Source organism: Streptomyces spongiae (assembly GCF_009377185.1).
GTDB classification, from domain to species: domain Bacteria; phylum Actinomycetota; class Actinomycetes; order Streptomycetales; family Streptomycetaceae; genus Streptomyces; species Streptomyces spongiae.
Map to the genome: position 1 here is coordinate 1 of NZ_VJZC01000081.1, position 25,847 is coordinate 25,847.

The window sequence follows — 25,847 nt, forward strand, 5'->3', positions numbered from 1 at the left end:
GCCCCGCCCCGCAGCCGTTCCCAGCGGCGCGTGCCGACCCCGTCGTGGTAGAAGACGCGCTGCTCCACCCCGTCGGCGGACCGCGGACGCACGGACAGGGCGACCTTGGTGACGTTGGTCTTGCTCGGCTGGTCGGCCAGGTTCCACGTTCCGTCGCAGCAGACGATCAGACGCTTGGCCATGACATCCATCCTCCACGACATCACTCACGGGGGCTCGGGGCTCGGGGGCCCGGAGGGGACTCACTGAGAGTGATGCACTCCGCCCCGATCCCATGATCGCACCGCGGCCCGGGCGCCGCCATTCCTTACCGTCGTCGTTCCACGAACTCCTTGAAATGCTCCAGATCGCTACCGACGAGCCGCTCGATCGCGTTCGCCTGGGCGAATCCCTTGGGCCCGCCGAAGGCGTCCCTGACCGTGCCGGGGTCGTACTCCACCCGTGCCTGGACCCGGGTGTGGTTCTTGTCGATCGGCTGCAGAGTGAAGGAGCCCGCGAGATCGGGGGCGCCCGTGGTCTGCCACTCCATCACGTGTTCCCCGGTGCGGTCGGCGACCTCGGCCTCGACCTCCCGGGCCCCGCCGCCGGTCTCGACGTCCAGACGCGCCCGGTCTCCCGCCTCCGTACGGGCGCCGCGCACTCCTTCCACGAAGCGTGGATAGTCCTCCAGGCGATGAAGGCTGTCCCAGGCTCTGTCGAGGGGAACTCCGACGTCGACGTGTTTCTCGAGGGTGCTCATGGGTCACCTCCACGGTCGGCGAATGACGCACGGACCTCTGCTTCCAGTGTGCGCCCGGAACCGCCCGGTCGGCGCTCGGGAACCCTCGACCGGCCAGGAGCCGCCGTTCGGCTCACCGCGGGCGGCCCTTCCGGTGATCACCGGACGCCTCACGAGCGAAGTCGCTGTCGAAGGGGGAACGGCGTCTCAGGAGAGCACGCATCCGAATCCCGCGAGGAGACCAGTCATGTACGCAGTTGTCCGACGGTACGAAGGGGTGGTCGACCCGGCCGAGGCGGGACGCCTGGTGAACGAGGGGTTCGTACCGCTCGTGCGCCGGATCACCGGCTTCGTGGCCTACTACTGGGTCGACGCGGGGAACGGAGTCATGGTCTCGACCAGCGTCTTCCAGGACCGGGCCGGGGCCGAGGAATCGGTCGCGAGAGCGGGGGACTTCGTCCGGGACAACCTCGCGTCCCTGATTCCCAACCCTCCCCAGGTCACGGCCGGGGAGGTCGTGGCCTCCGCACTGTGAGTAAATCCGCTGCGGCGCAAGGCCGTTGGCGCGGCATCAGGTCCACTCCCCGCAGCGGCATCAGGTCAACTCCCCACAAACGGGCGCGTCCTGCCACGGGTGGTGGGCGAGAGCTGTGTGAAAGCTGTGGAAGGAGGCAACCCGGCACCAAAATCTGCGTCTTCTGATGCATCGGGGGAGCCCGGGACCCGTGGGGTGCCCGGGCAACCGACCATCAGGAGGACCAGAAGTGATCCGTGTCCCGCGTGTGGCGGCCGCCGTGACAGCGGCCCTCGCGGTGGCGCTGGGCTCGCCGGGGATGGCGCAGGCGGCGCCGGAACCCGAGCCCGGGCAGCCGTCCGCTCCCTTGTCCCCGGCCCATCCGGGGCTTCCCGAAGGCTGGAGGATCACCGGCTCCGGGGAGTCGGGGGAGCTGGTGTGGCGCTCGCCCGAGAGGGTGCCGGTGGGCGATGCCCGGGTCGAGTTCCTCAGCGGGGACCGCCTGCTCGGCACCCCGGAACCCGCCGCGGACGGGCGCACCTTCCGGCTGCCGCTCGCGGGGGTGCGCCTGGGCAAGGCGGACGACCTGCGGGTGGTGGCCGCGGGGCGCCGCCTGGACGCGGCCGGAGCGGACGCCGGCCGCGAGCGCCGCAGACTTGACAGATCGTCAACTCCGTCCGTCCCGCCCCGGGCGGACGCCGTGAACGAGGTCGATCCCGGTGTCCCCGGCCCGTTCCGCACCGTCAGCGGTGAGTACTCGCTGCCGTCGGTGCGGCTGCCCGGCTACGAGGCAAAGGTGGAGATGAAGGCCGAGGTCGTCGCGCCGAAGGGCGCCACGGGCCGCCGCCCGCTGGCCCTGTTCCTGCACGGGCGTCACATCTCCTGCTACAAGGGCGATGACGTGGACCTGGTGTGGCCGTGCCCGTCCGGCCAGAAGCCGGTGCCGAGCTACCGCGGCTATCTGCACGACCAGAAACTCCTGGCCTCCCAGGGCTATGTGACGGTCTCGATCTCCGCCAACGGCATCAACGCGCAGGACTGGATACCCGACGACGCCGGCGCCCAGGCCCGTTCCTCGCTGGTACGGCTGCACCTGGCGCGCTGGGCGGACTGGGCCGCCGACCCGTCCGGGGCCCCCGCGATCGTGCGCAAGGCTCCCAGGGCCGACCTCGGCAAAGTGATGCTCGTGGGCCACTCCCGCGGTGGCGAGGGCGTCAACCGGGCCGCGATGGACAGCCTCACCCCACCGCCCGCCGACCAGGACGGGTACCACGGCCGGACCCGCTGGACGATACGCGGAACCGTCCTCATAGGCCCCACGATCTTCGGCCAGAACCCCCAGCCCGACGTGCCGTCCATGACGATCCTGCCGGGCTGCGACGGCGACGTCCTCGACCTCCAGGGCGAGATGTACGTCGACGGCACCCGCGGGGTCAGCCGTGGCAAGGCCCTGCACAGCGCGGTCTACATGACCGGCGCGAACCACAACTACTTCAACAGCGAGTGGACCCCCGGCCAGGCCGAGGCCCCGGCCGAGGACGACTTCTCCTACGGCGGCGACGAGCACGACCCGGTGTGCTCCCCGGGCACCAGCACCCGGCTGACCGCGGGGCAGCAGCAGAAGGCCGGCTCGACGTACATAGCCGCCGCGGCCCGGCTGTTCCTCACCGGTGACGACCGGGTCCGCCCCCTGCTCGACGGTTCCCCCGTGCGCGCCGCCTCCGCCGGGAACGCCCGTGTGGCCACCCACGCCGTCGGCGCCGCCCGCTCCGGGGCGTTCCTGCCCGACTCCTCCGCCACGGTCGGCGGCGGCAGGCTGTGCGCCCAGGTCGACCCGCGCCCGAGCGTCTCCTGCCTGCCCGAGGGCCTCGAAACCGCGTCTCCGCACTTCGCCCAGTGGAGGAGGGTGACGGCCAAGGAGCCGGGCCGCTCCGCACTGGCCATGAACTGGACCCGCTCCGGCACCACCACCCGGCTCAGCCCCGCCCGCCCGGTCTCCCTGTCCGGCGCCGAGGAGCTGACCCTGCGCGTGATCGTCCCGCCGAACACCACCGGCACCAAGCTGGACGTCGCCCTCACCGACACCTCCGGCAAGCGGGCGTCTCTCGGCCGGGTCCGCGTCGACGGACTGCCGGGCACCAGCCAGACCTCCTCGTACTGGGCGCGCGAGGTCCGCGTACCGCTGTCCGCGGCGACCCGTGCGCGCATCGACCTCGGCCAGGTCAGGACGCTGGAGCTCACCCCGCGCACCGCGTCGGGGAAGGCGTGGCTGATGGACGCCTACGGCTGGCGCCCCGGCACCCCCGCGGCCGACCCCGCGAAGCCGGTGCGCGTGGACGTCGGCCGGCTGACGGTCGAGGAGGGCGACTCCGGCACCCGTAGCTACCAGGTGCCGGTACGGGTCTCCGGCTCGGGCAGCGGCAAGGTCCGGCTGTTCGTGGAGCGGCCGGGCAGCGCGTACCCCGCTGCGCGCACGGTGACGGTCCGCCCGGGCACCAGCGTCGACGTGACGGTGGCGGTCGAGGGCAACACCCGCTACGGGGGCGACGCCGACCACATGGTGGCTGTCAAGGCCGTACGCGGCGCGGTGGTCGGCTCCCACCGGGGCGGACTCACCGTCCTGGAGGACGACCCCGTTCCCACGGCGACCGTGACACCGGTGGAAGGCCAGGTCACCGAGGGGCAGCCCCTCGTCTGGCGGATCACCCTCTCGGAGACCGCCGACATCCCCGTGGAAGGGGTGCTGCGGATCCTGCCCGTCTCCGGCGGCGCCGAACTGTCCACCAAGGATGTCCCCGCGGACTGGCTGAACGACTACTTCGAGGCCTCGCCGGACCCCGAGCGCCCGCTGTCCGGGCTGCAGGACGAACCGCGCCTGTGGTTCGACCTGCCCGAGGGCACCCGCACCGTCGACGTCTCCGTGCCCACCGTCGCCGACGGGGTGAGGGAGGGGACGGAGTCGCTGCGGCTGCGTCTGGAGACCTACGACTGGAACGGCGAGCCGATCGAGGGCCCGGAGACCACGGGGACGGTGAGGGACGCGTCGTAACGAGCACGGCCCGAGGCGCCGTCGGCCTCCCGGATCTCCGCCGGGAGGCCGACGGCACCGCCGTGCCGGGGCACCGCCCGTCCCTCCTCGCTGCCCACGGGAACGACGCGCATCTCGCCGCGGACCGTGGTGCACTGGAGTGACGGGAGGTGTGTCATGTCAGGTCGTGCGGGCAAGAGCCGCAACATTTTTCTCGTGTGGTTGGTCTGGCCGCTGATCACGCTGGGCATCTACTCCCTGGTCTGGTACTACAAGATCAACCGTGAGGCCCGGGACTTCGACGACCGGATCGAGGTCAGTCCGGGGATGGCCGTGGTGGCCGTCACCCTCGGCTGGCTGCTGATCGTTCCGCCCTTCGTCTCGATCTTCAACACCGGCGAGCGCGTGGCCCGGATGCAGCGGTCGGCCGGGATGCAGCCCACCTGCAACCCGTGGATCGGGCTGATCCTCCTGATCGTCGCCGGTCTCACCCCGCTCTACTATCAGCACGAGCTGAACCACATCTGGGTCCACTACCGGCTGCCCGCGGAAGGAGCGCAGTTGCCCCTGGCCGCGTGATCGGGCGCCGTGCTCACTCCGCGTCGGCGACGACGGAGCGGACACGGGCGGCCGGACCCGGGTCCCGGCGGACCAGGAGGGTCGCGTAGCCGACGGCGGCCAGCAGGGTGGCAAGCGCCGCGTAGGGGAACCAGTTGTACGGCGCGGGCTGTCCCGGCTTGGCGAGGTAGTACAGCGGAACCAGGATGGCCAGGGCGCCGATCGCGGGCAGTACCAGGTGCCGCACCGTCCGGAACTCCTGCGGCCGGTCGGTGCGGTAGTACGGCGGCAGCGCGATGTTTGGACGCGAGGTGGACCAGCAGGATCAGGATGGCGCCGAGCAGATGGCCGAGGCCCCATCCGCCGATCGTCATGGCCGTCCTCACCGCCACCAACCTGGCCTCGGTCAGCTCCTACGGCGAGTTCGAGTGCTGGTTCGCCGGCATCAAGGTCGTCGCCATCGCCGCGTTCATCGTGCTGGGCGGCCTCGCGAGCTTCGACCTGCTGCCCGGCTCCGACCACCCGGCCGGCGGCTTCTCCAACCTGACCGCACACGGCGGCTTCCTGCCCAATGGACCCGGAGCGATCCTCACCGGCGTCCTGATGGTGGTCTTCTCCTTCATGGGCAGCGAGATCGTCACGCCGGCGGCCGGCGAGACCGAGGACCCGCAGGGCGCGGTCACCAAGGCCACCAACAGCGTGAGCTCCATCGGCATCCCGCACGCCGGCCAGATCATGAACGCCCTCGTGCTGACCTCCGTGCGTCCTGCCTCAGCTCCGGCCTGTACACCGCCTCGCGCAGGGCGTTCTCCCTCGGCCGGCGCAGTGACGCCCCGGCCGGCTTCGGGCTCACCACGAACCGGGGCGTGCCGCGGATGGCCATCCTGGCGTCGGTGGTCTTCGGTTTCGTCGCCGTCGGCTTCAACTACCTGTGGCCCGAGACGGTCTTCAAGTTCCTCCTCGACTCCTCCGGCGCGATCGCCCTGTTCGTGTGGCTCTACCCCTACCTGACCTGGGCCACCATCGCCCTGATCACGTTCGTCCTCGGCTACATGCTGACCGGCACGGCCGACGGCGGCGGCCGCGACCAGGTCGTCCTGTCCACCCTGGTGGCCGTGGGCGTGGTGGCCATTGCGCTGGTCCGCGAGCGCCTGGGCCGTACGGGCCCCTCCGCCACCTCGTCGTAGCGAACCGTCTCCACCACGGCCCGGGGCGGTGGTGGTATGGCACACTGCCGACCACCGCCGCCCAAGCCGCCGTCACATCGTCTCCAGGCTCCCGTAGAGGAGGACCGCGAAGCCGAGGGTCATCGCGGCGAACGAGCCGCCGGCCGCGAGCAGCGCCCTGTCGACGCCTGTCCGGGAACGCGCCACCACGTACGCCAGAGCCGCGGCGGCCACGGCCACCAGCGCCCCGTACAACACGAACAGCGACCCGATCCCGGCGGTCACGAACGCCACGACGGTGATCAGCGACGCGCGGCGGGTACCGAGGTCGCGGCGCACCAGGGGGAACGCCACGCCCGCGCCGATGAGTCCGCCGATCAGAGCCACTGCCAGTACTTCCATCACTGTCTGCCTTTCGATGCCGTTGTCAGGTGATGACGAGAGAGCCTCAACTCCGGTTGCTCTGCCGCCGGTTCACTCCGCGCCGCCCAGTGCGGTCATCGGGGTGACGCGGCCGGCGCGCCGGGCGGGCAGGAGGCCGGCCAGGGAGGTGAGGGCCGCCAAGCCGACGAAGACCACGAGCAGTTGTCCTCCGGGCAGCCGCAGGGGTGCCTCGGTGACGGCGGTGCGGACGAGCAGCCAGGCGTAGGGGATGCCGAGGGCCAGACCGAGGACGCCGCCGAGGACGCCGTACAGACCGGCTTCCATGGCGATGGTCCGGCGCAGTGCGCCGCCGCCCAGGCCCAGAGCGCGCAGCAGCCCGAACTCACGGGTGCGTTCGATCGCGGTCAGGCTGGTGGTGGAGGTGACGCCGACGACCGCGATGAGGACGGTCAGGGCGACGAGCCCGAGGGCGGTGGTGAGCAACATGTCGACCGTCTCCCGACCGCTGTCCCGGGCCTCCGCCAGGATCTGGAGGCTGACGTCGTCGGGGTCGGGGACATGCGCACGGATCAGGGTCTCCAGTGCCCGGTGCGCCTCGCCCCGGGCGGCGAGACCCTCGCCTGCGGCGTCGGCGAGGATGCCCGTCGCGTTCGCGGGGGCACCCAGCCGGTCGAGGTCGGCGGGTGCGACGAGTGCGTCCGCCTGGAGCGGGCCCTGACCGGGCAGCGTGGCAGCCACGGTCAGCCGCACGTCGCCGCGGCGATGGGGGTCCCCCCGCTCATGGGGGTCCCCCCGCTCATGGGGGTCCCCCCGCTCGAGCGAAGTCGAGAGTGGGGGAGAAGCCGAGAGTGAGGAAGGGAGGGTGAAGGTGTCGCCCGCCCGCACACCGAGGGCCTCGGCCAGGTCGGACGAGACGACCGCGTTGCCCGGGCCCAGGTCGCCGAGGGAGCCGGTGACCGTGTCGATGTCCTTGCCGGTGGGCAGGGCGGTCGGATCCAGGTCCTTCACCTCGAACTCCCGGCCTTCGACGGTCACCGTGACGGCGCGGTAGCCGGTGACATGAGTGAGCCGGGGCGAGGCGGCGAACTGCCGGACCGTGGCGGCGTCCCAGCCCCTGGCGTCGGCCGAGACGTCGAAGTCGGCGGGTGCCTGGACGGCGGCGTCGCGTTCCATGTAGCCGCTGAGGCAGGCGACGCTGACGAGCGCGCCGGAGACCAGGGCGACGCCGAGGGCGACGACCACGGAGACGGCCGCGGCACGGCGCGGTGTGCCTCCGACTCCGCTGACGGCCAGTCTGCCGGTGGTGCCCAGCCGCCGCAGCGGCCACCCGGCCATGGTCAGCACAGGGCGGACCAGGAGCGGACCCAGGGTGATGAGCGCCAGGAAGGCGAAGCCCGCCGAGGCGACGGTGACCATCATGCCGAAGTCGCGGTCGTAGTCCGTCTGGCCCGGCTGGGGCAGTTGGGCGACGAGCAGGGCGACGAGGCCGGTGGCCACGGCCGCGAGGAGGACTCCGGCGCCGAGCCGGACGGGGTGGATACGGCGTTCGCCCGAGACGGTGCCGGAGGCGCGCAGTGCCTGCAGCGGTGACACACCGGCCGCCGACAGGGCGGGGGCGAGGACCGCGGCGACCGTCACCAGCACGGTTCCCACGACCACCAGCAGCGCGTCCAACACGGGGACGCCCGGTGCGGACAGCTCCTGGCCCGCGAGGAGACTCGCGGCCGACGGGGCGAGATGCCCGGCGCCCAGCGCCGTCACCACCCCGAGCGTGCCCGCGACGGCGCCCACCAGGGCACCCTCGACGGCGAGCGCGGTCACCAGCCGGCGCTGCGGGGCGCCGATGGCGCGCAGGAGCGCCAACTGCCGCAGCCGCTGCGCGAAGACGATACGGAACGTCGAAGTGGCGACCAGGGCCGCGGCTCCCACCGCCACGGCCAGGAACACGGAGATGAGCTGGAAGATCTCCTTGAGGTCCCCGCCCACGGCCTCGCGTTCCTCCTGGGCCCGCACCGCGCCGCCGGACACGAGCGACGCACCGGGGGACGCCTTGCCGAGCGCGGCGCGCACCTGCCGGGACAGCTCGCTCACGGGCACACCGTCCTTGGCCCGGACGTCCACGCGCGGATAGCCCGGCGACTGCCCGTAGGGCACGAGGTACGCGTCGGGGGCGTAACCGTCGGCTGACTGCTCGGCGGTCGCGGTGCTCTTCACCACGCCGGTGACGGTGAAGGTGACCTTGCGGGGCTTCTCCGGGTTCTCGGGGTCGTTGAGGAGCAGGGTGGTGCGGCTGCCAGGGGTGAGCCGCAGCTCCTCGGCGGCCCGGCGGTTGACCGCGATCTCGCGGGCGCCGTCGGGATAGTCGCCCTTGACGAGCTCGACGCGGGACAGCGGTCCGGTGCCGGGGTCGGAGTTGAGTTCCAGGTAGCTGTTGAACCGCCCGGCGATCAACCCGCCGGCGTCCACACGCCCGACGGCCCCGGCCACACCGGGCAACGCGCGGATCCGCTTCAGCGCGGCGGCGTCGAAGTCGGTCCCCGTGTCCTGGTCGGGCTTCGCGACCAGGCTGACGCCCTCGGGTGTGCCGCGGAAGCGGTCGAGGGTGGTGTTCACCGTGATCTGCTGCGCCATGACGGTGGCGAACACCACGAACGCGGCCACCAGGACCGACAGTCCGGTGGTCAGCAGCCGGCCGGGCCGCCGCAGCAGCTCGGCCAGCTGCGACCCCAGGACGCTCGCACGCCAGGAGGGGGTCATCGGGTCCTCCCCAGGGATCCCGCGGATCCCACGGTCCCTGTGCCGGCCGCGGTCCCCGCGTCCGCCGCGGTTCCTACGCCGGCCGCGGTCCCCACGTCCGTCGCGGTCCGCGCGTTCCCCACGGTCTGCAGGGCTCGACCGACATCCGCGCCCGCCGCCACGTCGACGTCGTCGACGACGCGTCCGTCGGCGAGGACGAGCACCCGGTCGGCGTAGGCGGCGGCACGGGGGTCGTGCGTCACCATGACCACGGTCTGGCCGAGGTCGCGCACGGAGCGGCGCAGGAAGTCGAGTACTTCGGTGCCCGACCGCGAGTCCAGGTTGCCGGTGGGCTCGTCGGCGAAGACCACGGCGGGCCGGGCCACCAGGGCCCGGGCGAGTGCCACGCGCTGCTGCTGGCCGCCGGACAGTTCGCCCGGCCGGTGGGACAGCCGGTCGCCGATGCCGAGTACGCCGACGAGGTGGTCGAGCAGCTCGTGGTCCAGGCGCCGGCCGGACATGGTGACCGGCAGCGCGATGTTCTCCAGAGCGGTCAGCTGGGGCAGCAGGTTGAACGACTGGAAGACGAAGCCGACCTTGTCCCGCCGTACGCGGGTCAGCGCCCGGTCGGACAGACCGGTCAACTCCGTGCCGTCCAGCGTCACCTGGCCCGAGGTGGCCGAGTCGAGCCCGGCCAGGCAGTGCATCAGCGTCGACTTGCCCGAGCCCGACGGGCCCGCGATGGCCGTGAACCGCCCCCGGGCGAAGCCGACCGACACTCCGTCCAGGGCCCTGATCTGCGCCTCGCCCTGCCGATACGTCTTCACCAGATCCGCGGCTGCGGCGATGTCCTCACCCTTGGTCGCGGGCATTTCCGTTCCCTGCCTCATCGCCATGACCTCCGATTCCCCTTTCTGCGAAAGCGTCAGGAGGCAAGCGGAGGGAATTCGATGACGGCCCGGGCGTCCGCGCAGTGCTCGTTGGCCTTGTCCGAAACTTCGGTCACGCGCTTCTCGGTCGGGGCTCCCTCGCCCTTCGCCTTCATGGCCGCCATGCCGTGGAAATTCGAGATATTGAAGGCGAGGTATCCGTCCTTGAGCTGCTTCCTGCCCTGCTGAACAGACTTCTCCCACTTCTCGATGCCCGCCTTGTCGCCGGGGATCTCCTTCACGGAGTCGACGAGTTGCTGCGCCAGCGCGCAGTCGGCCTTGGACGCCTGGCTGGGCCTGTTGTGCTCCGTCCACCAGTAATTTCCGGCGACCGCGGCCGCCACGAGAACCACCGCCGCAATGGCGCCGAACAGTACGGCCTTCTTCGTCCGCTTGGATGCGGGAACAGTGGAAACCGACATGATGCCCTCCGAGAATTTCTGCCGATGCTGTTCTTCGACTCTTGTCGACCAGCAGGATTGATTCTCGAAGACCAGGCTTCGCGGCACATCGGTTCAGAACCTGATCTCCGGGCCGCGGAACTGCGACCGGGAGGGGAGGGCGGGACTACGACCACAGTCGCAGTCCGGCCTCCTCCCGCCGGGGGTCGGTCAGCCCGCTGGGGCCACGAGGCCGGAGTCGTAGGCGAAGATGACGGCCTGCACCCGGTCGCGCAGGTCCAGTTTGGTGAGGATCTTCCCGAAGTGGGTCTTCACGGTCGCCTCGGCGATGAACAGCCTGGTGGCGATCTCACTGTTGGACAGGCCCTCGGCGATCAGCCCGAGCACCTCCCGTTCGCGCGTGGTCAGCAGGTCGAGCCGCTCGTCGTGGCGGGGCGTGGGCGCCAGCTTGCCCGCGAACCGATCCAGGAGCTGGCGGGTGACGCGCGGGGCCACGACGGACTCGCCGGCCGCCACGACACGGATCGCCCCCACGACCTCCTCCGGCGGGGTGTTCTTCAGCAGGAAGCCGCTGGCTCCGGCCTGCAGTGCGGCGAAGGCGTCCTCGTCGGTGTCGAAGGTGGTGAGCACCAACACCTTGGGCGAGTCGGGGAGTTCACTGAGCCTCCGGGTCGCCTCCACCCCGTCCATGACGGGCATGCGGATGTCCATGATGACGACATCGGCCTTGGTGCCCGCCAGCAACCGCAGGGCGTCCGCGCCGTTCTCCGCCTCGCCCACGACGTCGATGTCGCTCTGCGCGGCCAGCACCATGGCGAATCCCGCGCGGATCAGTGGCTGGTCGTCCACCACGACGACACGTATCGGTCCGCTCATCTCACTCATCCCGTCGTCCTGACCGGCTTGTCGGCCTGTCGGCTCACCGGCAGCTTCGCGTCGACCTGCCAACCCGCGCCCAGGCGTGGCCCGGCGGTGAAACTGCCGCCGGACACCTCCAGACGCTCACGCATGCCCACCAGACCGTTCCCGCCGGTGCCCCGGTCCGCCGCGGGCCGGGAGCCGGCCAGCTTGCCGGCTCCGTCGTCGACCACACCGATCACCACCACGTCCTCGTCGAACCTCAGGCTGATCGTGACCTCGGCGCCGGGACCGGCGTGCCGCAGCACATTGGTCAGACTCTCCTGGACGACCCGCAGAACGGTCAGTTCGTCCGCCGTCGACAGGCCGCCCCGGTCACCCTCGATCTCCAGGGTCACCCGCAGCCCCGCCGCTCGGGCCCGCTCGGCCACCGTCTCCAGGTCGTCCAGCGAGACCCGGCGGCGGTCGGCATCCGCGTCCGGGGCGTCGCCCTGGCCGGAGGCCCGGCCGCCGCGCAGGACCCGCACGATCCGGTGCATGTCCTCCAGCGCGTCACGGCCGGTGTCGCCGATGGCCTTCAGCGCGGTACCGGCCCGGTCGGGGTCCGACTTGAGGACGTACCCGGCCCCGTCGGCCTGCAGGATCATCACCGCCAGACTGTGGGCCACCACATCGTGCAACTCCCGGGCGATCTCGGCGCGTTCCTCGGCCGCCGCGAGCTGCACCAGGTGCTCGCGCTCCCGTTCGGCCGTGGCGGCCCGGTCCTCCAGGGTGGCCACGTACAGCCGACGGGTCCGCAGCACCATCGCGGTCAGCCACAGGGCCGCGCAGGCACCGGCGAGGGTGAAGCCGAAGTCGTCGCCGTCCTGTTCGCCGAAGGGGAGGAACCCGCCGAAGGCCACCACCACGCCCAGCAGTACGACCGCACCCGCCGTGTAGACATGCCACATCAGCCGGGCATGGGTGACCACCGAGAGCATCGCGACAAACAGCGCCACGTCGTACGGGGCCGGGGAGGACAGCACGTACTGGACCAGCGCAAGGACCGAGACCGCGACCATCACCGTCATCGGCCGGCGTCGCCGGAACACCAGCGCCAGGGCCATCGCCCAGCCGATGAACAAGTCCTCATCCGTGCCGGAGGTCCAGGCAGTCCAGGCCACGAACAGCGAGATCGCGATGTCATACGCCGTGTGTATCCACGGCAAGGCCTGTACGCGGCGCAACATGGCGAACAGGCTACGACACCGCTCAGCCACAGGAGTTGACCTGAGTAGCGGCGCCCGGAGTGTCCTGTTCCCAGGTGCTCCACCTCCACGGAGCCTTCGACGGCATACTGTCTCTCGCTTGACCGGCCGCGCCTTGGGCCGAGCGGAAGGGGACTGGGATGCCGCTGGAGTTCGGGCTGTGGCGGGTGGACGACAGGCCCGTGCGGGTCGCCACCCGGTCGATGCCCCTGGAGTCCCGGCTGGAGGAGCTCATCGAGGCCGACCCGGGCATTCTCGGCCACCCGTTGCTGCTGATCGGCCGACAGGTGTCCACGCAGTACGGCAAGGTCGTCGACCTGCTCGGCATGGATGCCGAAGGGGGCCTGCACGTCCTCGAGCTCAAACGGGACCGCACGCCTCGTGAGGTGGTGGCCCAGGTCCTCGACTACGGCTCCTGGGTCCAGGAGCTGACCAACGAACAGATACGGGACATCTACACCTCCTACGCCCGCGGCAGAGGGCTGCCGGAGGAACTGGACGAGGCGTTCGCGCTGCGGTTCGGCGGCAGTCCGCCGGAGGTCCTGAACTCGACCCACGCTCTCACCATCGTGGCGAGTGAGATCGACGCGGCGACGGAGAGGATCGTCACCTACCTGGCGTCCGGGTACCAGGTGCCGGTCAACGTCCTCTTCTTCCGCTACTTCGAGGACGAGGAACGCTCGTACCTGGCCCGCACCTGGCTGATCGACGAGGCCGAGACCGTGATGCCGTCGGCGGGCGGGAAGCGACGCGGGAAGCAGCAGCCGTGGAACGGGACGGACTGGTACGTCTCGTTCGGCGACGAGTCGGGCAGCCGGAGCTGGGAGGACGCCCTTCGCTACGGCTTCGTGTCGGCCGGTGGAGGGGACTGGTTCTCCCGCACGCTCCGCTCCTTGCCGCTCGGAGCGCGCGTGTTCACCCACATCCCCAAGACGGGTTACGTGGGCGTCGGCACCGTCTCCGGCGAGCCTCAGCCGTTCGAGGGTGCGCTCCTCACCATCGACGGTGAGAGCCGCAGGATGGCCGAACTCCCTCTGAAGGGCACCTACCGGCGCGGTGGGCAGACGCAGGAAGGGGAGACGAGCGCGGGGGAGCCGGCGGACGGGGAGGACCGTCGTGAGTGGATCGTGCCGGTCACCTGGGAGCGAGCGGTGCCACGCGAGAAGGCGCTGTGGCGCCCCGGCTTCTTCGCCAACCAGAACTCCGCCTGCAAGCTGCGGTCCCGCTTCACGATCGAGGAGGTCTCCCGCCACTTCGACCTCGCCGACTCCACCGATGACTGACAGGGGGTCAGCTTCGACGGCGGCCCAGAAGCGTGGCTTGCTCCGCCTTGAGTCGCACAAAGGATTCCTGCGCGTACCCACAATCGCCACTCCGACAGCTCCTCGTCCGTCGGGGGTTCTCCGCCGACGGCGAAGGGTGACTGCCCGTCAGGGCGCTTCGCCGTGCGTTCCATGCAAGCCCGGAATATTCGGCTGTTGGCCTCTGTGAGTGCGAACAGAGGCCCGTAGAACTCGCTGAGCGGTAGGGGGCTGAGTGCCGTTCGCGGCGGGCGTGATTCACCGGCCGGGTGCGCGGAAGTTCACCTGTCGGCGGGCTGCCTCGTCGATCTCGTCGAGGGTGAGGAGAGGGGTGGCCCGGGTGTTGACGGCGCCGCTGGCCTTGATGGTGAGGCTGACGGCGGCCATGGCGACCGGATCGGGGAAGTCGACGATGAGCACGGTGTCGTCCTCCCCGAAGGCGAAGTACATGGCCTCGACCGTCCCGCCGAGATCGGCGACGACCTGATCGACCGCGGCGCGGCGGCCACTCGCGCCCTCGCTGAGCAGGCCCTTGGTGCCCTCGGGCGTATACGTGGCCTGGATGAGGAACTTCGGCATGGGGTCGCTCCCTGCGCATCGGTTGTCCGGTACGCAGGATGGGCTTCCCGCTGTCACCTCGGCCGCCACGTGCCGACCCACCGGATTCACCCGTTGGAAGCCACGGCACGCACCTCTTGGACGCGACGGCTGTCTATCCGCCGTCCGAACCCGGCGTTGCGGCGCCGCCTGAGGGTGTTTCGGCCTTCATGTGGAGGACGTCGCGGGCCTGCTCCGCGGCACGGGCCATGTTCTCGGTGACGAAGTCGACGAAGCGGGCGATGTTCTCGAGGCGGGTGGCGGCCGGGGAGCCGGGGCCGAGGATGCCGATGCCCTGTCGTGCGGTCTCGGCGATCTGGGCGGTGCCTCGGGCGCTGGCGATCATCGACTGGTACCAGACGTCGTCGTCGACGACGTAGCGCTCGCGGCGGCGTTCGTCGCGTTCGCGGCGGATGAGGTCAAGGTTGTCGAGGAACGTGACCGCTTTGGAGACGGACGCCGGGCTGACCTGGAGGCGCTGGACGAGTTCGGACGCGGTGAGGCTGCCCTCGTCGGTGGTGTAGAGGCTGGTCAGCACCCGGGCCGCCATCTTGGGCAGGCCCTGCTGGATGAAGAGGGTGGTGAACATCTCCTCGTACTCGCGCACGGCCCCGGAGTCGCGTCCGTGGGCCTGCGCGGGCGCCTGTGCCCCCCGGGGCGCGGCCTGCCTGCGCCGGTGGGCGCGGCGTTCGGTGGCGTGGTGGGCCAGGTCGGCGCGGTAGCCGGTGGGGCCTCCGTTGCGCGTCACCTCACGCGTGATCGTCGAGGTCGGACGATCGAGACCTCTGGCGATCTCCGCGTAGGCGAGGCCGTCGGCCAGCCCCAGCGCGATCTGCTGACGTTCCTGCTGGGTGAGCCTGCCTCCCGGCATCGCGATCTCCTTCGTCTCTCCCTGGTGCCCCCACCATAGCGTTCACTGCCCCTTCATTGCAACGAGACGACCGGCTGCTGTTGCATTCAAGTTCAAGCCGTTGCAACGATTTCATGGCCCTGAGCTGCATTGATGTTAATCAGGTGCAACGAATCTGTTGAAGGATTCTTGAACGCAACGTAGCGTTTCTGGCGTCGGAAACAACGACTCGCCTACAGCGACTCGCCTACGACGACTCCAAGGAGCGCACGATGCAGAAGTTCGACACCTCCACCCCGATCACCGCCGTCCTCGACATCCCCGCGGGACGCATCCAGTTCATCGCCGCCGACCGGGCCGACACCACGGTCGAGGTCCTGCCCGCGAACGCCTCGAAGAGCCGCGACGTGAAGGCGGCGGAGCAGACCACGGTCGAATACGACGACGGGGTCCTGCGGATCGACGCCCCGGCGGCGAAGAACCAGTACCTCGGCCCCTCCGGATCCATCGAGGTGACCATCCAGCTGCCCGCCGACTCCCGTGTCGAGGCGCAGTCGGCCGCCGCGGAGTTCCGGGCCGTCGGACGCCTCGGCGACGTCGTCTTCGAGGGCGCGAACGGCGCGATCAAGGTCGACGAGGTCGCGAGCATGCGCCTCACCGTCGCCGCCGGTGACGTCTCCATCGGCCGCCTGGGCGGCCCCGCGGAGATCAGCACGCAGAAGGGCGACATCCACATCGCCGAGGCGGTGCGCGGCGCGGTCGTGCTGACCACCCAGATGGGCGACGTGTCCATCAGCGCCGCCCGCGGAATCTCAGCCTCCCTGGACGCCGGCACCACCTACGGCCGGATCCAGAACACGCTCCTCAACACCGACGGCGCCGCCGCCGGCCTGCACATCCGCGCCACCACCTCCCACGGCGACATCACCGCCACCAGCCTCTAGAAGGAGCACCCCTCATGACCGACCTGGCCATCGCGGCGAACGGACTGCACAAGTCCTACGGCGACAAGACCGTCCTCGACGGCGTCGACCTGACCGTCCCCGAAGGAACGATCTTCTCCCTGCTCGGCCCGAACGGCGCCGGCAAGACCACCGCCGTCAAGATCCTCTCCACCCTCATCTCCCCCGACCCCGCCTCCGGTCAGATCCACGTCGGCGGCCACGACCTGGCCGCCGACCCGCAGGCGGTGCGCGCCGCGATCGGTGTCACCGGGCAGTTCTCCGCCGTGGACGGCCTGATCACCGGCGAGGAGAACATGCTCCTCATGGCGGACCTGCATCACCTGTCCAAGAGCGAGGGCCGGCGGGTCGCCGCCGAACTGCTGGAGCGCTTCGACCTCACCGAGGCCGCGAAGAAGCCCGCCTCCACCTACTCCGGCGGCATGAAACGCCGCCTCGACATCGCCATGACCCTGGTCGGCGACCCGAGGATCATCTTCCTCGACGAGCCCACCACCGGCCTCGACCCCCGCTCCCGCCACACCATGTGGCAGATCATCCGCGAACTCGTCACCGGCGGCGTCACCGTCTTCCTCACCACCCAGTACCTGGAGGAGGCCGACGAACTCGCCGACCGCATCGCCGTCCTCAACAACGGCAAGATCGCCGCCGAAGGCACCGCCGACGAGCTCAAGCGCATCGTCCCCGGCGGCCACATCCGCCTCCGCTTCACCGACCCGACCGCCTACGAGAACGCCGCCTCCGCCCTGCGCGAGGCTTCCCGGGACGACGAATCCCTCGCCCTGCAGATCCCCAGCGACGGCAGCCAGCGCGAGCTGCGCTCCCTCCTCGACTGGCTCGACTCGGCCGGCGTCGAAGCGGACGAACTGACCGTGCACACCCCCGACCTCGACGACGTGTTCTTCGCCCTCACCGGCCCGGCCCACATCCCCAACCAGACCAACCAGCCCAACCAGCCCAAGGAGAACGCCCGATGAGCTCCCTCTCCCTCGCCGTGCGCGACTCGTCCACGATGCTGCGCCGCAACCTCCTGCACGCCCGGCGCTACCCGTCCCTCACCCTGAACCTGCTGCTCACGCCGGTCATGCTGCTGTTGCTGTTCGTCTACATCTTCGGCGGCGCGATGAGCGGCGGCGAAGGCCGCTCCGCGTACATCGCCTACATCGTCCCCGGCATCCTGCTCATGACCATCGGCAGCACCACCATCGGGACGGCGGTGTCCGTCTCCACCGACATGAGCGAGGGCATCATCGCCCGCTTCCGTACGATGGCGATCCACCGCGGCTCGGTACTCATCGGACACGTCATCGGCAGCGTGCTGCAGTGCATCGCCAGTGTGGTCCTCGTGGGCGCCGTCGGCGTGGCCATCGGCTTCAGATCCACGGACGCCACGGCCCTGGAGTGGCTGGCGGCGTTCGGGCTGCTCGTGCTGTTCGCCCTGGCGCTCACCTGGATCGCGGTCGGCATGGGCCTGGTCAGCCCGAACGCCGAGGCCGCCAGCAACAACGCCATGCCGCTGATCCTCCTGCCCCTCATCTCCAGCGCCTTCGTCCCCCTCGACTCCATGCCCGGCTGGTTCCAGCCCATCGCCGAGTACCAGCCCTTCACCCCCGCCATCGAGACCCTGCGCGGCCTGCTGCTCGGCAGCGAGATCGGCAACAACGGGTGGATCGCCATCGGCTGGAGCGTGGGTCTCGCGGTGCTCGGCTACTCCTGGTCGGCCTCGAAGTTCAACAGCGACCCGAAGTAACCGCCATGACAGCGCGGGCCACCTCCCGCACCTCGTACCGCCCCAGGGCGGCGTACCCGACACCGCGTCGGAGTACGCCGCCCCGTTCGCGTACGCCTCTTCGGCTCACCGCGCCACGGTCGCGAGGACGTCGTGCCCCAACCGCTGGATGACATCCGTGGCGAGCCGGTGCCGTACCAGCTTGCCGTCGCGGGTGGAGCGCAGCAGGCCCGCGTCGCGCAGGGTCCGCAGGGCGCGGGAGACCTGTGGCTCGCTGGAGCCGAGCCGGGCGGCGAGCTCCGAGGTGGTGATGGGCTCGCCCAGCAGATGGCGGCACAGTTCCATCCGGGCGGGCGAGGTCAGCGCCATCAGGCGGTGGTGCAGGTCCCGCAGGGTCAGCTGTTCGGCCGGGGTGGTGCCGCGCGCCGCGTACTGCACCACCACGCACGACGGGTGCTCGGGCTTGACCGTCAGATGCGGCCACACCCGGGCGGAGGGGACGAGAACGAGGGGGCGCGGGGCCACCTTCACCTCGTCGATCTGCAGCTTGTCCAGCCGTACCCGTTCCCCTGGTCCGACCCGGGCCGCCGTCGGCAGCAGCTCGGTGAGTACGTCCGCGGGCGAGCGAAGCGAGGTGGGGGTCCCCCCGGCCGAAGTCCCCCAGCCTTCGGCCGGGGGTGCCCCCAGGGGGAGGGTCGCCAGCCGGCGACGTACATCCCGCGCGTGGTCCTCCAGGGGCGACCGCAGGGTGCGCCAGTCCTCGGCGAAGAACGCGGTGTCGGCGGCCCGCAGCACCTCCAGCAGTCGGTCCCGCAGCTCCAGCGGCGCCGTCACCAGCTGTCGCGCCAGCTCACCGCGGGCGTAGGAGCGGCGCAGACAGCGGCGTGCGTAGTCCTCCGCGGCGGCGGTGCCGGCGCGCAGCTCGCGGGCCGGCGGCACGGGCTGCGCGCTGGTGCCGAGGACGCCGGGCGCCACCAGTTCGAGGAAGTCCTCGGCCGGGAGCGCCTCGATCGCCGCCAGCTCCTCGTCCAGGCTCGCCGCGAGCGGGGGCGTACGAGGGAGGAAGGGAAAGAACAGGCGACAGCGGAAGCGGGCCCAGAGCGGGGCGAACACGGACAACTCGTCGCGCAGACCGGGGTCCGCCGCGGCGGCGCGGGCCGCCCAGCCGGCGGCCTCCGGGTGGTGCTCGGGTTCGGCGAGGACATGCAGGCTCGCCATCAGTTCCGACAGTGCGGAGGGCCCGGCCACGACATCCGCGGGGCCGAGTCCTCCGAGGTCGAGGACGATGCTCACGTCTCGCAGCGTACGGCGGAACTCACCGCACCGGCGCGCCCGGACCCAGCGGGATACCCAGCAGGTACCAGGCGAAGAACAGCAGCACCCACACCACCAGCATGATCATGGCGACGGGCAGGGTGAAGGAGACCAGGGTGCCGATACCGGCCTTGCGGCGCAGGGTCTGCAGATAGCCGACACAGAGCATGAACGAGGTGCTCATCGGGGTGATGGAGTTCGTGCAGGAGTCGGCGATGCGGTAGAGCGCCATGGTGGTGGCCGGGTTGGTGCCGAGCAGCAGCAGCATCGGCACCAGTGCCGGGGCGACCAGGGTCCACAGGGCGGAGCCGGAGGTGATGAGCAGGTTCATCAGCGCGACCGCGACGATCAGCAGGGCGAACAGGACCAGGGTGGGCGCGCCCAGCCGCTTCAGGAAGTCCGCGCCCTCGACGGCGACGACCGTGGCGATGTTGGTCCACTTGAACAGGGCGAGGAACTGCGACACGGCGAAGAACAGCACCAGCAGCGGTGCGATGGAGCGCACTCCGTCCGCCATGAACTCCGGTATCGCTCGGCTCCCCTTGATCCGCCCGGTGAGCCGCCCGTACACGGCGCCGACGATCAGGAAGAAGACGGTGAGGAAGACGGCGATGGCGTTCATGAAGGTGGACTCCACGATCGCGCCTCCCTCGCCGCGCAGGGGTGACGAGGCGGGCAGCATCGCGAGCACGATCAGCGTGGCGTAGCCGAGCACGGCGAGGCCGGTCAGCTTCAGGGCCCGCAGCTCGGTGGCGTCGTCGACCTCGGCGGCCACCGTCCGCTGTGCCGCGGCGGCCTCCAGGTCCGCGTCGGGGACCAGGTGGTGCTCGCGCCTGGCGAGGATCTTGTCCACGACCAGGGCGATCGTGCCGGCCAGCACGAACGCCGAGACGGTGGTGAAATACATGTTGTCCGTCGCGCGGACCACCACGTCCTTGTCGACGAGCTGCGCGGCCTCGGTGGCCACGGAGGCGAACAGCGCGTCACCCGGGGCGATCAGCGGGTTGGCGTCGCCCGCGGCGTTGATGGAGACGAACGCGACGATCATGCCGAGCATGGGGGAGCGGCCCACGGCCCGGAAGGCCACCGCCCCGAGCGGGATGAGGACCACGTACGCGGAGTCGGACAGGAACTTCCCCAGTACGCCGCCCAGGGCCACGCCCAGGACGACCGTACGGGGGGACAGTCCCGACAGCATGCGGCGGGCCAGCGCCTCGAAGAGCCCCGACCGCTCGGCGACCGCGACACCGAGCATCACCATCAGCACGATGCCGAGCGGGCCGAAGGTCACGAAGGACTCCTCGGCGCCGGTGACCAGGTCCCGTACGGCGTCCGCCGACAGGGCGCTGCGTACGCCGACCAGGTCGCCCGAGGAGGGGTCCTCGACCCGCAGGCCGGAGACGTTCAGGGCCCAGCTGACGACGGCGACGACCCCGGCCAGGATCCAGAACAGCCAGAACGGATGCGGCAGCGCGTTGCCCGCGCGCTCGACCAGGTCGAGGATCCGGGAGCCACGGCCGCCCTCGTCGGGCCGGGGGCCGCGGCCCTCCTCGTCGGGTTCGGCGGCCTGCAGCTCGGGCGGCACCTCTGCCCGCACCTCCCGGGTATGGCTGTCGGGTGTGCTCATGGCGGCCTCCTGTGAGGGCGGGTGGGACGGGTGACGGGGAAGCGAGGGGAAGGCGCGGCAGCGCCGAGAGCAGTGCTCGCGGCAGCGCCACGAGCGGTGCGAAGGGGCCCGGAGCCGGGCACGATCCGCCGCGACGGAACGCGGGGCGTTCCTGGGTTGCGCTGCACAGTAGGTCCCGTCTCCGGTCCCGTCACCGTCCTGCGGAACAGTTGACCTGATGACGTCAAGTGATCGCCATGCCCCGGTCCGCTGCTTAGCGTCACGGGAGTGACCTCGTACGACACCTCCCACGCCGGCCGGCCCGAACCGCTCCAGGACGGTGCCCTGTGGCGCCGCACCCTGCGCGTCCCCATGCGGGACGGCGTCCGTCTGGCCGCCGATCTGTACTCCGCCTCACCCGGACCGGAGGCACCCGCGCTGCCCGTACTCCTGGAACGCACCCCGTACGGCCGACGCACGCGGCGCGGTTCGGACCAGGACCGTGGCGACGCGCCCATCCCGCGGCCCGAGGACATCGCCCGGCACTTCACCTCGGCCGGCTACCACGTCGTACGGCAGGACTGCCGGGGCCGCGGCGACTCCGAGGGAACGTTCGTGAAGTACCTCGGGGAGGGCCCGGACGGGGTGGACACGATCGCCTGGCTCAGGAACCAGGCGTGGTGCGACGGCAGGGTCGTGATGACGGGGGTGTCCTACTCCGCCCACGTCCAGGCGGCCGCGGCCGCCGAAGGTGTGACGGGGCTCGTCGCCATGTTCCAGGACTCGGGCGGTTTCTCCTCCGCGTACGACGCGGGGATGCGGATGGGCGGAGCCTTCGAGCTGAAGCAGGTGACCTGGGCCCTGCGGCACGCGCTGCGGAGCCCGGAGGCGACGGCGGACCCGGTGCTGGCCGAGCAACTGCTGCGGGTGGACGTGACGGGCTGGTTCGACGCGATGCCGTGGCGGCCGGGCTGCACGCCGCTGCGACACCTGTCGGCGTACGAGGACTTCGTGCTGGAGCAGTGGCGGCAGGACACCTTCGGCGACTACTACCGCAACCCGGCTCTCTACGGGCGCGGCTTCTACGAACGCTTCCCGGACGCGCCGAGCATGCACCTGGGCAGCTGGTACGACCCCTACGTCCGCTCCACCATCGAGAACTTCACCGCCCTGCGGGAGCTGAAGTCGGCACCCTCCTACCTGGTCATGGGCCCGTGGACGCACGGGCACCGCTGCGAGACGTACGCCGGAGACGTGGACTTCGGCCCGCGCGCGACCCTGGACGGCAACCTCGCCCCGTCGTACCTGGAGTTCCGCCGCCGGTGGTTCGACCGGGCGCTGGGCCGGGCGGACGAGGGGGAAGACGGGAACGAGGAGTGGGGCGACCTCCCCGCGGTCCAGTACTTCCTGATGGGCGGAGGCGACGGCCGGCGGGACGCGGCCGGGCGGATGCGGCACGGCGGCGCATGGCGCACCGACACCCAGTGGCCACCGGCGTCGACGGCCCCCGTAGCCCTGTACTTCTCCACCGGCGGCGCCCTCACCACCGCCCCGCCCACGGCGACCGCCGCGTCGGTGACCTACGACTTCGACCCGCGCCGACCGGTCCCCACCATGGGGGGCCAGGTCACCTCGGGCGAGCCGGTGATGACGGGCGGGGCCTACGACCAGAACGCCCCGGACGCCCGGGTGTACGGGGCGCGTGAGCCGTACCTGCCGCTGGACTCCCGCCCGGACGTGATCAGCCTGAGCACGCCACCGTTGGAGCGGGACGTGGTGCTGGCGGGCCCGGTCTCCGCAAGGCTCCACATCTCCACGTCGGCCCCCGACACCGACTTCACCGTCAAGCTGATCGACGTCCACCCGCCCAACGCCGACTATCCGCACGGCTTCGCCATGAACCTCACCGACGGCATCGTCCGCTGCCGTTTCCACCGCTCCTGGGAGCACCCGGAGCCGCTCACCCCGGGCGAGGTCTACGAGATCGAGGTCACGGCCCCCGACACGGCGAACCGCTTCCTCGCCGGCCACCGCATCCGCCTCGACATCTCCTCCAGCAACTTCCCCCGCTTCGACGTCAACACCAACACCGGCGAACCGGAGGCCACCGCCCGCCGCACCGCCGTAGCCACGAACACCGTGCACATGGACGCCGGGCACCCCTCCCACCTGCGGGTGTGGCTGGAGGGAGGAGCGGGCGCGCTCGTGTGGCCGCGCCCCTGACCCGGGGCGCCCCTCTCCCGCGCCCCCGTGCCCTCTGCCCCGCAAGTCGTTTGCGAGGATGTTTGCTCTGGCGATCAACGACGCAGATGTGCACGGAGGATGCGATGAGTGATCCCGTAGATCCAAGGCTGTCCTACGCCAAAGCCCCGAACCCGACGCCCGCGGCGGGGCCTTCACCGGCGCCGTCACCCGGACCGACACCGGACCCGGACCCCGCACCCGCCGAGCCGAGCCCGCCACCTTCCGGCCCCGAGCCGACACCTTCGCCCTCGGGACCGAACCTGCCGCCGCCGTGGGGAACGGATCCGGATGTCGGGGTGAGCTCCTCGTTCCTGCGAGGCTGTGGGGAAGTCTGCGAAGAGGCTTCACTGACGGTCTGGAAGACGCTGGGGGAGGCGCAGGACGCCGCCGAGGACCTGGCGAGGGCCGCGCACGGCTGGGGGTTCGTGCAGAGCATCGACGACATGCACGGCCGCTGGGAAGCGCTCAACGAGGAGATGCGTGGCCGGCTGAACACGGCCTCCGACAACTTCCGCCGCAGCGCGGATGCCTATGACGGCAACGAGACCCGTACGGCACGGGACTTCTCCGGCATCTACCGCTGAAGGGCAGGGCATTGGTCACTTTCTCGCAGCTTCTGGAGTTGGACGTCGCGGGCCTGGAGAGGTTCGCCGACCAGTGGAACGACGTCATCCACCGGAAGGTCAGGCAGGCCCGCGAGCAGTTCCACGACGACGTGGTGCGCAAGCTGCACAGGGACCACTGGAGGGGCGAGGGCGGCGAGGCGGCCCAGAAGTACTGCGACCGGGTGCAGGTCGGGTTCGACGCGCTCGACGCGCAGGTCAAGTCCCTCAGCCGGTTTCTCGACGAGGAGGCCGACGGCGTACGCGGAACCGGAGGCACCGAGGGGCTGGAAGGCTTGCAGGAGATCGCCCGCGAGCTCGACCGCGACGCGCGCGAGGCGGGGATGAGGATCGCCGAGGACGGTGTCGTCGAATGGTCGAACCTGACGGAGGCCGACGACCCGGACGGCGAAGCGAAGTACCAGAAGAAGAAGCAGGCCGCGGACCTCATCCAGAAGCGGGCGCAAAAGGTTCTGAAGGAGGTGAACGAGATCGATGAGTGGCTCACGACGAGCCTCAAGGTGGTCTTCGGTACGCCGCACAACTTCGAGACCGAGGACCGTCGGTACAACGTCTTCGAACCCACCGTGAAGGACCACATCGTGCGCAGACAGCTCAACAACGTCGGCGCGGCGGCTTCCGTTCGTGGCTGGCCCAACGCCGCCGGTCTGGTCAAGCACTATCTCGACGGCTCCGGCAAGACCGTAGAGGTGGAGCCGCAGCAGCTGATGCGGGACATTCCGCAGTTCCAGCGCGACGTGGACAAGACGCTGGAGAAGGACGTACGGAAGCGTCCCGACGGCCCGTTCACCACCGAGTGGGGGTCGACCGCACCGGTCTCCGACGACGGTGAGACGAGTAGGGACTGGTACTACGCCCTGAACCACTTCCAGTACCGCCTCGTGGGAGAGAAGCACGGCGACGAGATCACGTACCGGGTGGACGTGCGGAAGCGCTACGACTGGGGCGTGCCCAGTGAGCACCGGCGTACCCAGGACCAGTTCAAAGGTCCCTTCAAGGTGGAACTCGAGCAAGCCGATCTCGCCCACCTCAACTCCGTGGGTCTGGCTCGTGACTTCAATGTCCGGGGCAGCTCGGACACGATCAGGACGTCGGCTTGAGCCCCCGGGGCAAGAAGGTGGTGCTGTGGCTGGTGATGTCGGCCTGTATCGCCTTCGTGCTCTACGCGGCCTGGGGACTCGTCCAGTCCATCGCCGGCCTCGACGACCCGCCGGACGGAGACTGGCTGTGCTCGGGCCAGTCAAGGACCTGCGAGCCCTGACCAACCCCAGGCAACCAAGTGTCTGTTGTCGTCATCTAGTGGGGCGCAAAACCGATCACCAAGTTCCGCTTGGAGGAAGCATGCGTACGAGATCGCGTGGAGCGTTACTCGCCGCGACCGCCGCGGTAGGCCTGTCCCTGGTGGTGGCGGCTCCGACCGCGTTCGCCGAGGGAAGCGCGGGCACGACGGCCGCCGCCTGTGAGACCGGCTGGGGAAGCCTGCCGAAGACGTCGACCAGCAGCAGCGCACCGGCGTACCTGACGAACGTGACGACGGCCAAGCACGACTGCTACGACCGCATCGTCTTCGACATCCCCGCAGGGAGCGCCGGAAAGCTCGGCTACTGGGTCGAGTACGTCGACACCTACGGCCAGGAGGGCAGCGGGGACCCGATCCCGGTGTCCGGAGGCGCGATCCTGCAGATCCGCGTCATCGCGGCTTCGTACGACACGCAGAACCAGAAGGTGACCTACCCGGGCAAGGCCAAGCAGTCGCTGCCGGGCGTGGACCTGACGGGCTACAGCACCTTCCGCGACGCCAAGTTCGGCGGCAGCTTCGAGGGCATCAGCAACGTCGGTCTGGGCGTGCGCGCCCGCCTGCCGTACAAGGTGACCCAGCTGTCCGACAAGCTCGTGGTGGACGTCGCCCACTCCTGGTAAGGCGGCCTGACGGCCCCCTTCAGCCCAGCTGGGCGACGTGCCGTATGGCCGCCCGGTGAGGCCACCACCACACAGATGTCGCGTCAGTGGTGGTGGCCCTGCCGGCCGAGGGTCTCCACGGGGGTCGCGCCGGGGCGGGTCCACTGGCTGTCCCTTATACCA

The 25,847-nt window shown here is 70.6% G+C and carries 24 protein-coding genes and 2 pseudogenes; 13 read left to right on the plus strand and 13 right to left on the minus strand.

The genetic code is table 11. The annotated features are described in order from the left end of the window. A partial coding sequence (locus FNH08_RS14635) for a phospholipase effector Tle1 domain-containing protein (protein ID WP_194238486.1) occupies positions 1–182 on the minus strand: 182 nt, incomplete at its 3' end. A gap of 125 nt (positions 183–307) precedes the next feature. Then, positions 308–739, minus strand: coding sequence for an SRPBCC family protein (locus tag FNH08_RS14640; RefSeq protein ID WP_152771912.1), 432 nt, complete (start codon positions 737–739; stop codon positions 308–310). Between the two features lie 226 nt (positions 740–965). On the opposite strand from FNH08_RS14640, the gene FNH08_RS14645 reads away from it, so the two are divergent. The 3 genes from FNH08_RS14645 to FNH08_RS14655 all read left to right on the plus strand — a co-directional run bounded on the left by FNH08_RS14645 (position 966) and on the right by FNH08_RS14655 (position 4,839). Continuing rightward, positions 966–1,253 carry a hypothetical protein gene (locus tag FNH08_RS14645; protein WP_152771913.1) on the plus strand — a complete coding sequence of 96 codons (288 nt, stop codon included), beginning with the start codon at positions 966–968 and terminating at the stop codon, positions 1,251–1,253. Positions 1,254–1,482: 229 nt separating this feature from the next. Continuing rightward, positions 1,483–4,281 carry an alpha/beta hydrolase gene (locus FNH08_RS14650; protein ID WP_322724501.1) on the plus strand — a complete coding sequence of 933 codons (2,799 nt, stop codon included), beginning with the start codon at positions 1,483–1,485 and terminating at the stop codon, positions 4,279–4,281. Positions 4,282–4,437: 156 nt separating this feature from the next. Beyond that, positions 4,438–4,839 carry a DUF4234 domain-containing protein gene (locus FNH08_RS14655; protein ID WP_152771914.1) on the plus strand — a complete coding sequence of 134 codons (402 nt, stop codon included), beginning with the start codon at positions 4,438–4,440 and terminating at the stop codon, positions 4,837–4,839. A gap of 13 nt (positions 4,840–4,852) precedes the next feature. Here FNH08_RS14655 and FNH08_RS53520 read toward each other — a convergent pair. Further along, a pseudogene (locus tag FNH08_RS53520) lies at positions 4,853–5,189 on the minus strand (APC family permease); the annotation flags it as partial. Between FNH08_RS53520 and FNH08_RS14665 the strand changes: the two are divergent. Then, positions 5,185–6,005, plus strand: a pseudogene (locus tag FNH08_RS14665) (amino acid transporter); the annotation flags it as partial. The pseudogenes FNH08_RS53520 and FNH08_RS14665 overlap by 5 nt on opposite strands. A 72-nt stretch (positions 6,006–6,077) precedes the next feature. Here FNH08_RS14665 and FNH08_RS14670 read toward each other — a convergent pair. The 6 genes from FNH08_RS14670 to FNH08_RS14695 form a co-directional block, all read right to left on the minus strand. Beyond that, positions 6,078–6,386 (minus strand): hypothetical protein, encoded by a 309-nt coding sequence (locus FNH08_RS14670; protein ID WP_152771915.1) that lies wholly within the window; start codon positions 6,384–6,386, stop codon positions 6,078–6,080. Positions 6,387–6,458: 72 nt separating this feature from the next. Beyond that, complete coding sequence (locus tag FNH08_RS14675; RefSeq protein WP_152771916.1) at positions 6,459–9,125, minus strand: FtsX-like permease family protein; 2,667 nt, start codon at positions 9,123–9,125, stop codon at positions 6,459–6,461. Further along, positions 9,122–9,976 carry an ABC transporter ATP-binding protein gene (locus FNH08_RS14680; RefSeq protein WP_152771917.1) on the minus strand — a complete coding sequence of 285 codons (855 nt, stop codon included), beginning with the start codon at positions 9,974–9,976 and terminating at the stop codon, positions 9,122–9,124. The genes FNH08_RS14675 and FNH08_RS14680 overlap by 4 nt, the downstream gene beginning before the upstream one ends. 53 nt (positions 9,977–10,029) lie before the next feature. Next, positions 10,030–10,455 carry a hypothetical protein gene (locus tag FNH08_RS14685; RefSeq protein ID WP_152771918.1) on the minus strand — a complete coding sequence of 142 codons (426 nt, stop codon included), beginning with the start codon at positions 10,453–10,455 and terminating at the stop codon, positions 10,030–10,032. A 189-nt stretch (positions 10,456–10,644) separates the two neighbouring features. Then, positions 10,645–11,319 (minus strand): response regulator, encoded by a 675-nt coding sequence (locus FNH08_RS14690; protein ID WP_407704372.1) that lies wholly within the window; start codon positions 11,317–11,319, stop codon positions 10,645–10,647. Beyond that, positions 11,316–12,521 (minus strand): sensor histidine kinase, encoded by a 1,206-nt coding sequence (locus tag FNH08_RS14695; RefSeq protein ID WP_152771919.1) that lies wholly within the window; start codon positions 12,519–12,521, stop codon positions 11,316–11,318. Before FNH08_RS14695 ends, FNH08_RS14690 begins: the two co-directional genes overlap by 4 nt. Positions 12,522–12,679: 158 nt before the next feature. Here FNH08_RS14695 and FNH08_RS14700 point away from each other — a divergent pair, with 158 nt between their 5' ends. Then, positions 12,680–13,822 (plus strand): endonuclease NucS domain-containing protein, encoded by a 1,143-nt coding sequence (locus FNH08_RS14700; RefSeq protein WP_152771920.1) that lies wholly within the window; start codon positions 12,680–12,682, stop codon positions 13,820–13,822. A gap of 276 nt (positions 13,823–14,098) precedes the next feature. Here FNH08_RS14700 and FNH08_RS14705 read toward each other — a convergent pair whose 3' ends face one another. Together FNH08_RS14705 and FNH08_RS14710 are read right to left on the minus strand one after the other, a co-directional pair. After that, positions 14,099–14,419: a GYD domain-containing protein gene (locus FNH08_RS14705; protein ID WP_152771921.1), complete on the minus strand. Its 321-nt coding sequence runs from the start codon at positions 14,417–14,419 to the stop codon at positions 14,099–14,101. 133 nt (positions 14,420–14,552) lie between these two features. After that, on the minus strand, positions 14,553–15,308 hold the full coding sequence (locus tag FNH08_RS14710; RefSeq protein WP_152771922.1) for a GbsR/MarR family transcriptional regulator: 756 nt from the start codon (positions 15,306–15,308) through the stop codon (positions 14,553–14,555). A gap of 251 nt (positions 15,309–15,559) precedes the next feature. On the opposite strand from FNH08_RS14710, the gene FNH08_RS14715 reads away from it, so the two are divergent. From FNH08_RS14715 to FNH08_RS14725, 3 genes are read left to right on the plus strand one after another with little or no spacing between them, the layout of a single operon-like run. Continuing rightward, the gene (locus FNH08_RS14715; protein ID WP_152771923.1) at positions 15,560–16,231 is read left to right on the plus strand and encodes a DUF4097 family beta strand repeat-containing protein; all 672 of its coding nucleotides are present in this window, start codon (positions 15,560–15,562) and stop codon (positions 16,229–16,231) included. 14 nt (positions 16,232–16,245) lie between these two features. Beyond that, positions 16,246–17,226, plus strand: coding sequence for an ATP-binding cassette domain-containing protein (locus FNH08_RS14720; RefSeq protein ID WP_152771924.1), 981 nt, complete (start codon positions 16,246–16,248; stop codon positions 17,224–17,226). Beyond that, positions 17,223–17,999 carry an ABC transporter permease gene (locus FNH08_RS14725; RefSeq protein ID WP_152771925.1) on the plus strand — a complete coding sequence of 259 codons (777 nt, stop codon included), beginning with the start codon at positions 17,223–17,225 and terminating at the stop codon, positions 17,997–17,999. The genes FNH08_RS14720 and FNH08_RS14725 overlap by 4 nt, the downstream gene beginning before the upstream one ends. 105 nt (positions 18,000–18,104) lie before the next feature. On the opposite strand, the gene FNH08_RS14730 is transcribed toward FNH08_RS14725, so the two are convergent. Both FNH08_RS14730 and FNH08_RS14735 read right to left on the minus strand, forming a co-directional pair. Further along, a complete protein-coding gene (locus FNH08_RS14730) occupies positions 18,105–19,271 on the minus strand; it encodes an ArsR/SmtB family transcription factor (RefSeq protein ID WP_322724506.1) in 1,167 nt (388 codons plus the stop codon). Between the two features lie 22 nt (positions 19,272–19,293). Further along, a complete protein-coding gene (locus tag FNH08_RS14735) occupies positions 19,294–20,919 on the minus strand; it encodes an AbgT family transporter (protein WP_228034123.1) in 1,626 nt (541 codons plus the stop codon). A 267-nt stretch (positions 20,920–21,186) separates the two neighbouring features. Here FNH08_RS14735 and FNH08_RS14740 point away from each other — a divergent pair, with 267 nt between their 5' ends. The 5 genes from FNH08_RS14740 to FNH08_RS14755 all read left to right on the plus strand — a co-directional run bounded on the left by FNH08_RS14740 (position 21,187) and on the right by FNH08_RS14755 (position 25,685). Further along, positions 21,187–23,121 (plus strand): CocE/NonD family hydrolase, encoded by a 1,935-nt coding sequence (locus tag FNH08_RS14740; protein WP_322724508.1) that lies wholly within the window; start codon positions 21,187–21,189, stop codon positions 23,119–23,121. 317 nt (positions 23,122–23,438) lie between these two features. After that, positions 23,439–23,726, plus strand: coding sequence for a hypothetical protein (locus FNH08_RS14745; RefSeq protein WP_152771928.1), 288 nt, complete (start codon positions 23,439–23,441; stop codon positions 23,724–23,726). Between the two features lie 11 nt (positions 23,727–23,737). Next, complete coding sequence (locus FNH08_RS14750) at positions 23,738–24,865, plus strand: hypothetical protein (RefSeq protein WP_152771929.1); 1,128 nt, start codon at positions 23,738–23,740, stop codon at positions 24,863–24,865. After that, on the plus strand, positions 24,862–25,026 hold the full coding sequence (locus FNH08_RS50715) for a hypothetical protein (RefSeq protein ID WP_194238487.1): 165 nt from the start codon (positions 24,862–24,864) through the stop codon (positions 25,024–25,026). The genes FNH08_RS14750 and FNH08_RS50715 overlap by 4 nt, the downstream gene beginning before the upstream one ends. Positions 25,027–25,106: 80 nt before the next feature. Continuing rightward, positions 25,107–25,685 (plus strand): AMIN-like domain-containing (lipo)protein, encoded by a 579-nt coding sequence (locus FNH08_RS14755; protein WP_152771930.1) that lies wholly within the window; start codon positions 25,107–25,109, stop codon positions 25,683–25,685. The last annotated feature ends 162 nt before the right edge of the window (positions 25,686–25,847 follow it).